This is a genomic window from Dapis brunnea BLCC-M229 (assembly GCF_050015995.1).
GTDB lineage: Bacteria > Cyanobacteriota > Cyanobacteriia > Cyanobacteriales > Microcoleaceae > Trichodesmium.
Genome location: NZ_JBNHEP010000295.1, coordinates 37,530 through 46,284, shown reverse-complemented (window position 1 = coordinate 46,284; position 8,755 = coordinate 37,530). Strand labels below are relative to the sequence as shown.

Sequence of the window (8,755 nt, the reverse complement as noted above, 5' to 3'; positions counted from 1 at the left end):
GTGTTGGCTCTGGTGTTGGCTCTGGTGTTGGCTCTGGTGTTGGCTCTGGTGTTGGCTCTGGTGTTGGTACTGGTTGGGTTATTATAAAGTTACCATTTTGATCTATAATGCCGAAGTTCCCAAATTCATCTCTAACCAATTGCTCATTTTCAATTGATGCTCCTGCTCCCATTATTTTTCTCCCTTTAAAAATATTATTTAAATTTGTTTGCGATATTTATTGACAAATACTTTTTTTTATAGTAATAAAGTTGTTAATTTTTCATTAGTCCTAAATTTGACCAAAAATTACAATAGGTATTTATTCTGAATTGTCTAACTAACCAGTATGGGACGAAGAATTATAGACCAAAGGTAAAAGTGGCCCTGTTTGTTCCTGTCCGTTGACCGCCAAATCGCTGTGACAAAGGTAAATCCGATGTTCATTTGACCCATTAACTGAACTAGAGTGGCAATAAGTTACACGACCTAACAAATCTAACAAAATTCGTCGCAATCTTTCCCGATCGGATTTTTGAGTATCTTCAATAGTCCAACAATTTCCTAACTGGCCTTGCAAAAATAATGGCGCTCCGTAGAGAGTGGCAGTACCCCCACTTAACCACAGAGGAGAGCCAACATCTAACCAAAACTGCCATCTATGACATTTGCGACTAGCTCGGTATTGGAAAATCGTCGCTAAAGTAACTGCGGGAGGTGAATGACCTATTGAACGGACTGGGTATGGATTGGCACTAACAACACCTCTACGTAAAAACTGGATAAATTTCTCTACTGTACTAGAGGATAAATCTTCCTTCACCGGTTCATCAGTCATAGCTTCTGTTACCTGAAGTTGGGAGTTTTGTTGTAGTCTGCGCTCTACTTCCCAATAGTGTGTTGCTGTTTCCATCAACTCTCGTAGCGCTGCTAACTGAGCATAAGAAAGATAACTAGAAATAAAAAATTTCTGAATTGCTCTATCTAGTAAAAAGATAGGATTAGGCAGTTGACGTTCTTGCTGTTGCGATCGCTGTTTTTCTATCCACTCTAAAATCTGATTATAAATACGAGTTGCTCGATACCCCACCCTATCCCATCGAGAAAAAGTTTGTATGGGTAGTAAGCGTGGATGTGTAATATCTGGATAAAAGCAATGATCCGCTAATAAACCTGCCCGCACTGGATCTATATCATTAGTCTTTTGTAAATTTTCCTGACCATCTATTTCTTTTTCCCCTGTAGTAGTAGTAATTGACCTCTGACTCAATACCACCAGCATTTCTGCCACAGCATCACGATCTACTAGACGACCCAAACCAGGATAAACTAAAGTTAAAATACTTAATAATGCTCGAATCATCGGATAGCTAATTAGAGGACGTTGTTCTTTAAGAGATTCCACAGCAATTCCATCATGGTTGAGAATTGAAATCAAACTATAACGAGCGATCGCATCTAAACCAGGAGCTATTATTGCCACTTCTTCAGGTTTTACTATACCCAAATTTATATCTTTAACGATCGCCTCTGCTGTTTCTCGTAATAAAGCTGCCCGCGAAGTCCGCTGAATGGATTTAAAATAAGTTGGAAGTTGATAAATATAACTATTTAGGTAATTTTCGACGACTAATTCGACAATAGGTTCCCCTATTTCTTGTGCTAAATTCTGAGCTGCGTCTAATGCTTCTATTTGACAGCGCTTCTGTAGTTGTGCTAGATATTCCGGGTCAGCACCCAAACCTAATCTAATACTACCATCAGGATTATAAGTGAAAACACCTATAGAGCCATTATCTAACAGAAAGTCGAACAACTGACAAGTTATAGCTGGATATTCATCCACATCATCTGCCAATACAAAAGGATAGCGATGAATTAAATGTTGCTGATAGGTAGAGTTTGGCAGTAGATACCGCCAGTACAACTCCGTGATTATGCCGTAAGTTAGGAAACCTGTTTGCCAACACCAATGTCGCCAATGTTGCAGTAATTCTACTATATTGGCATAGAAGCCCTCTATAGGAGTTGGTGACCCAACCCCTACTTCCTCAAATCCCTGTTGTAAAATCATTCCGATTTCTTCTGTGGGCGTGCAACTAAAAGCAGCCAGTTGAAATAAGTCTAGAATTCGACGTATTATCCGCTCTAGACTTATTCCTGGCTGTTGTAGTTTCTCTATATGAGGACGCCAAAATCTGCTAGCAAGTTCCTGCTCTGTTTCGGGGCGTAATCGTAAAGGAAACTGTCCCCTCAAGTCCAAGGCTTGGATTAGCAATGGCCAGAATAAGATTACCTCATCCTCAAAAAAACCTAATGGGGTAGTTGAGTGATAGGGGTATTGTTCTGATGTGGCCTCCGAAATTCGGTCCATCAAATTAATGCGGTTCTCTGCATTAGCGGCCAAGATTAATATTTGGGGTTCACTATGTTGGAGGTCCCTTATTTGATTGTTGCATTGGCCGAGCGTACCGGCAGCTATATCGCTTTTAGAATTTTCTGGCCTCACTTTAGAAACAATTTGATTTAGGGGAGATTGAATCTGTTGGCCTCTAATGCAGAATTCTTCTATTAACCGACTTGTTTTACCACTAAGAGTTGGCCCTGTAATCCAAAGGGAAGAAAATGGCAATTTTAGCTATCCTTTGTTTAGTTAGGAAACTAGATTATATTATGGAATTATTGGTTTTGATGCTATATTTATAGTCTGTATTTTTCTTTCTGTTAGTCAACCTCAGTATCCCTGTCTAAAAACTATAACGTTGGAGTTTTTTGTCAGAATTTCGTGTTGATTAGTATAAGTCAAAATTTCCGAACTTGAGATTTTTCAGAATGGAGCGTATCTAAAAACTATAACGTTGCAGTTTTTTTTCAGAATTTCGTGTTGATTAGTATAAGTCAAAATTTCCGAACTTGAGATTTTTTCAGAATAGAGCGTATCTAAAAACTATAACGTTGCAGTTTTTTGTCAGAATTTCGTGTTGATTAGTATAAGTCAAAATTTCCGAACTTGAGATTTTTCAGAATGGAGCGTATCTAAAAACTATAACGTTGCAGTTTTTTTTCAGAATTTCGTGTTGATTAGTATAAGTCAAAATTTCCGAACTTGAGATTTTTTCAGAATAGAGCGTATCTAAAAACTATAACGTTGCAGTTTTTTTTTCAGAATTTCGTGTGGATTAGTATAAGTCAAAATTTCCAACCTGGAGATTTTTTCAGAATTATCAAGACTACAGACGGAAATTTATTCTCAAAAATTCAGATTCCTTACCCTCAAGAAAAAATCATTCTTGCCTCTCAAACTACACCCGATTTAATTACTATATCTAAACCACCTAAATCACTTTTAAGAATGTTAGAAAATGAAAGTATTGAAAAACAAGATATTGTCTTGAAGCTGCGAGAAAAAATTTTGAGATTTGACAAATCTATTGGAGAAAAAAGTACAAATGTTACTATTACTTACGATCAAAAAAGGAAAGACGGTTAACTTTGCAAACCACCACACAAACTTTTAGGAGGATTTCAATTTCCAAAAGGTGCATCTGGTTTAGAAATGTTTTTATATTTACCATATCGGCATTTTAAATCATTACGAAAATATATGCGCAACCAATATAGCAGTTCTCATATTAATGAGGTAGAGTATTTTTTTCTATTCCTTATTCCCTATTCGCTGTTGCCTAAAATCGAAAATTTGTGTATCTCACCAATTTGAGAAATGCTATATAACGATCTAAAAAGCATTAAAATTTCAATTTTAACTGATGATTGGAAGAAAGCATTAGGATACAAAATTACCAGTCGCTATAGTTATCAAGGAAAAACAGAATACAATAATATTGAAGGATATCTAAAAATGTATGAAATAATGACAAAAAAATCTATTAAATCTAAATCCATAGATGCTTTAGTCGATGTAGCTTTATCAGAATGGCAAAATAGAAACTCATCATAAATGAATCAAAAAATTAGTTAAAATAGAAAATTATAGATTTTAGGAAAATGCTTAAACAGGTAAATGAAAATCAACCTACTCCCTACTCCCTACTCCCTCTTGTCTAATGAATACACCAAGTCATGCCATTATTAATCTCGCACTTCTTACTAAACCTCAACTACCACAAGCTAATCTGGCTATTGTAATTGGTGGAATTTTACCCGATATTCCTATCTTTATTTTCTACTTTTGGGCAAAATTTATTGCTCGTTTACCAGAGGCAAAAATTTGGTCAGAAGCATATTATCAACCATTAATCCAAAATCTTGTTGCCATCTTTCATTCTATTCCTTTTGCTATAATTGGATTGCTAATTTCTTACTACTTTGGTTGGCAAATTATGCAAGTTATCTGTATTAGTTTAGTCTTGCATTCTCTACTAGATTTGCCAGTACATAATGATGATGCTCATAGACACTTTTTCCCCTTCAGTAACTATAGATTTATTAGCCCTATTTCTTATTGGGACCCAAACCATTATGGATCAATTGTGGCTTTAATAGAAATTTTGCTAGTCTTATTAGGAACTTGGCGGGTATTTCCCGGAATTAATTCTGTTGTAGGAAAGGGATTAATGATTTTAGTGAATATATTTTATTGGAGTGGTTATATTTATTTTTATCTTCGTTCTAAAGCTTGAATAAACTAGATAACTACACAATAACATTAGTAATTATAATTAGATTTTTCCTGACCTGACTGGGAAAAAAATAACCAAAATTAACAACTGCAAATATTACCCATTCCCTATTGCCTATTCCCTAATTTAAGAACGCCGAATATTAAAACAACACCACTCTTCTCGCTTCCAAAGAGTAGCTACAACCCAACCATTTTGTTCTAAAGTATCAGCAATTGATTTAGCTTGTTCTAATAAAATCCCACTCATAATACCCCAAGTGGTCGGTTTAGCGATCGCTTCGAGATGAGGAATTATATCAATAATAACCTCAGCTAAAATATTGCAGACTATACCATCTACAGGTTCAGGAACTAATTTAATTAAATCCTCAATATCTCCCTGTTCAACAATTAATTTTTCCGCCTCTATTTGATTTAATTTTCCATTATTAATAGTCGATCTAATCGCCAAAGGATCAATATCTACAGCATAAATCTGACGTACCCCTAATAATACTGCCCCAATCGACAAAATACCACTACCACAACCAATATCAGTAATTATAGCTTCAGGATTTGGTTCCAAACCCAAGCGCATTTCTAACGATTCTAAACATAATTCTGTAGTAGGATGAGTACCAGTACCAAAAGCTGCTCCTGGATCTAAACGGAGGATAATTTTATCTGACTCCTCTGGTAAAGCTAACCAAGCAGGATGAATCAGAAAGCGATCGCCAATTTCTTGAGGTTGCCAATATTGCTTCCAACTACTTGCCCAATCTTCTTCCTCAATTAAATTCCAATCCATCACTGGAGCAGGTAAATTCATACATAGAGCATCTTGACGCAGATTTAAAGCCAGAGCTGACAAGTCCAATAGTTGAGTTTGCTCTTCTGGTAAATAAGCCAATATTAAACAATCATTACCTTTAACCTGACTCGCTGTCCCCCGGCAACCAAAACTATCCAGACGCCAGAAAATTACCTCCTCCAGACTTTGGTTGCATAAGACTCTAATTTCCCACCAGTTATATGCCATAAAAATTTCAGCTTTTCTATGTTAGATTTTATATTTTTTAATTAGTCATAGGGTTTACGCAGAAACAGAAACCGGGTTTCTCGACGAAAGTCCCTCTATGATCGGCAAATCATCAGGGTAATTAATAAACCCAGTTTCTTGGTTGGAGTCAGTAAGTCCTATTCAACAATTAATAATTAATAATTAATAATTAATAATCAATAATTACCTCTCCTTGAAAACGGATAGGATTGACTAATCATGAAAATTTTTTCAAGTTTCTCCTTTAAAGGAGAGGCTTTTTACCTTAATTATTCGGTAATTTAAGAAATATATTCACTGCCAATAACTAAAAACAACCATTGAGGGGAGTATTCAGGATAATTTTGGTGAAAAAATATATTTATCTGTGAAGTACCCCAACTTGCTTCACTGAAGTTGGGGTTTCCTGCTTCAACTCAATCTAAGGACAGTTTGATTGATCTTCGAGACTTCGAGCCTTACTGGGAACCGCCTCGACTAACTTTGGTTAGTTTTGGGTCTTATATATATTCCCTCCACTTCTCAGGAGAATCTCTGCACCTTTAGGCCCAAGAGTATGTCAAAGAGCAACTGTATAAGCATCTTTAATTCCTGGTTCTTTGAGAATTTCAGTTAATATTGCTTCTGGTAATGGATCGTCAATACTTAATACCATCACCGCATCACCCCGAACAATTTTACGACCCACCTGCATACTGGCAATATTGACATTAAAACTGCCTAGAAGTGAACCTATTTTACCAATAATTCCGGGCATATCTCGGTGGAGAGTCAATAACATATATGGACTAGGAGGAACATTAATTGGGAAACCATCAATATTAGTAATCCGAATCTCATCTTCTCCAAGTAAAGCACCTCTAACAATATGGTCCCCTAGAGAACCCTTTGCTTCCAACTGTAATGAACCAGTATAGTCCCGGACTGAAGCATCTCTAGTTTCCACTACCCGAATACCTCTTTCCTTAGCTTCAATTGAGGCGTTTACATAGTTGACCCGCTCTCGCAAAGCTTGAGATAGTAAACCCTTCAACGCTGCCACTACTACAGGTTTACTATCTCCACTGGCCAAATCTCCTTCGAGACGAACATTGAGAAAATCAATACGCCCACCTGCTAATTGACTGACCAAATTACCAAGGGTCTCAGCCAATAATAAATAAGGCTTTAGTTTTTCTAAGGTATCAGGATACATACCAGGAATATTCACCGCCGATCTAGCAGGCAACCCTAATAATACATCTCGAATTTGTTCAGCTACATCAATTGCCACATTCACTTGAGCTTCAGCAGTAGAAGCACCCAAGTGAGGAGTCATCACAATTTTTTTTCCCAACTCTCGTAGTGGGGACTCAGCTTCTAGAGGTTCATTTTCATACACATCTAAAGCAGCTCCAGCAATTTTTCCTTCTTTTAAAGCTTCAGCTAAAGCAACTTCATCAATAATTCCACCTCTAGCACAATTAATAATCCGAGCTGTAGGCTTCATTTTGGCAAAAGTTTCAGCATTAATTGAATGATAAGTTTCGTCAGTTTTGGGTATGTGGAGAGTAATATAATCTGACTCTTGGATCAATAAATCCATATCTACCAAATTACAACCCAATTGCTCTGCCCTTTCTGCAGAAATAAATGGATCGTAAGCCAAAATTTTCATACCCATGGCTTTCGCCACCTTAGCTACATGGGAGCCAATTTTACCCAAACCAACAACACCGAGAGTTTTTTTGTAGACCTCTACCCCAATAAACTTTTTGCGGTCCCATTTTCCACTTACAACTGATTGGTTAGCCTCTGCAACGTGCCGCGACATGGACAACATCATCGCTAGGGCGTGTTCTGCTGCAGCTATTGTATTTCCTTCTGGAGAATTAACTACTACAATACCTTTACGAGTTGCTGCTGGTACATCTACATTATCTACCCCGACTCCAGCACGACCAATAATTTTTAGTTCTGTTGCAGCTTCAATAATCTCTTTAGTGACTTTTGTACCAGAGCGAATCATTAAAGCATCATATTCTGGGATAATTTTTACCAGTTCTTCTGCAGGTAAACCTGTTTTAACATCTACCTGAGCTACTTGGGAGATAATATCAATTCCACTTTGATCGATTGGATCGGATACAAGAACTTTTGGCATAGGAAGTTAGTTGAATAATTTGGGTTATTTGATTGTTTTTCTTACTGAAACTTCTGCTTCAGTTTAATTTTTTGGTGTCTTAAATAACAGCTTTACCCTTCAGAGTACCAGTATGGGCCTATAATTTAATTGATTGTCAGAAATATTTTAGATTGCTTTGGTTAACTTCTATGAATTATCTCGTCGCCGTATTCTCAGACCGTATGAAAGCTGAAGCCGCTTATTCTGCTTTGGAAAAAGAGGGTTTGCCCATGAAACAAGTGGCAATCTTGGGCCGGGGGTATCAAACTGCCGATGAATATGGCCTAATTGACCCAAAAGAACAGGCCCGCAAACAAGCGCTCCGTATGATTACTTGGCTTGTACCATTTGGGTTTGCTGCTGGTACTACTTTTAGTTTGATTACTGGTTTGAATACTTTTGCTTGGGCAGGCGAATTTGGCAATCATTTTATTGGTGGTATATTGGGGGCTATTTCGGGGGCAATGGGTGGGACTTTTGTTGGTGGTGGAGTGGGTTTGATTGTTGGTGGTGGTGATGCTGTATCTTATCGTAACCGTCTCAACGCAGGTAAGTATTTAGTTGTTATTCGGGGTTCGGAAGCTTTGACTCGTCTGGCAACTCGTACTTTATATCAGTTTAAACCAGAAAATATTCAAGGATATACTGCACCGGAAAGTTAGGAGATTTTTTAGGAGTCAGGAGTCAGGAGTCAGGAGGAAGTCTAAGTATATAGCTGGTTTATAAACTGAATACAAAACTACTAGCTTTTTTACATATACATATAAATGTCATTGCGAGGGGAGATGGGAAAGCAGATATTTTAGTTGATTCAATAATTACCCCCCCGTGGCAATCTGATTCATAACAGTATATGTGAGATTGCTTCGGCTAACTTCAGGGTTTATCCTGGGAGTTAACTTGTTTGATCGCCGCCTCGCAATGACAATAT

7 protein-coding genes are annotated in these 8,755 nt (G+C 37.2%); 4 read left to right on the top strand and 3 right to left on the bottom strand.

From position 1 onward, the window contains the following. Nucleotides 1-319: 319 nt before the first annotated feature. The gene (locus ACP6PM_RS33965; protein WP_426591258.1) at nucleotides 320-2,611 is read right to left on the bottom strand and encodes a PD-(D/E)XK nuclease family protein; all 2,292 of its coding nucleotides are present in this window, start codon (nucleotides 2,609-2,611) and stop codon (nucleotides 320-322) included. A 540-nt stretch (nucleotides 2,612-3,151) separates the two neighbouring features. Here ACP6PM_RS33965 and ACP6PM_RS33960 point away from each other — a divergent pair. The 3 genes from ACP6PM_RS33960 to ACP6PM_RS33950 all read left to right on the top strand — a co-directional run bounded on the left by ACP6PM_RS33960 (nucleotide 3,152) and on the right by ACP6PM_RS33950 (nucleotide 4,619). Further along, nucleotides 3,152-3,469: a hypothetical protein gene (locus tag ACP6PM_RS33960; protein WP_426591257.1), complete on the top strand. Its 318-nt coding sequence runs from the start codon at nucleotides 3,152-3,154 to the stop codon at nucleotides 3,467-3,469. 231 nt (nucleotides 3,470-3,700) lie between these two features. Further along, on the top strand, nucleotides 3,701-3,937 hold the full coding sequence (locus ACP6PM_RS33955) for a hypothetical protein (RefSeq protein ID WP_426591256.1): 237 nt from the start codon (nucleotides 3,701-3,703) through the stop codon (nucleotides 3,935-3,937). A gap of 106 nt (nucleotides 3,938-4,043) precedes the next feature. Next, complete coding sequence (locus tag ACP6PM_RS33950) at nucleotides 4,044-4,619, top strand: hypothetical protein (protein WP_426591255.1); 576 nt, start codon at nucleotides 4,044-4,046, stop codon at nucleotides 4,617-4,619. Between the two features lie 126 nt (nucleotides 4,620-4,745). Here ACP6PM_RS33950 and prmA read toward each other — a convergent pair whose 3' ends face one another. Both prmA and serA read right to left on the bottom strand, forming a co-directional pair. Continuing rightward, complete coding sequence (gene prmA, locus ACP6PM_RS33945) at nucleotides 4,746-5,639, bottom strand: 50S ribosomal protein L11 methyltransferase (RefSeq protein ID WP_426591254.1); 894 nt, start codon at nucleotides 5,637-5,639, stop codon at nucleotides 4,746-4,748. 580 nt (nucleotides 5,640-6,219) lie between these two features. Continuing rightward, nucleotides 6,220-7,803, bottom strand: a complete 1,584-nt coding sequence (gene serA / locus ACP6PM_RS33940) for a phosphoglycerate dehydrogenase (RefSeq protein WP_426591253.1) — start codon at nucleotides 7,801-7,803, stop codon at nucleotides 6,220-6,222. A 170-nt stretch (nucleotides 7,804-7,973) separates the two neighbouring features. Here serA and ACP6PM_RS33935 point away from each other — a divergent pair, with 170 nt between their 5' ends. Continuing rightward, nucleotides 7,974-8,486, top strand: a complete 513-nt coding sequence (locus ACP6PM_RS33935; RefSeq protein ID WP_426591252.1) for a hypothetical protein — start codon at nucleotides 7,974-7,976, stop codon at nucleotides 8,484-8,486. Nucleotides 8,487-8,755 lie beyond the last annotated feature (269 nt).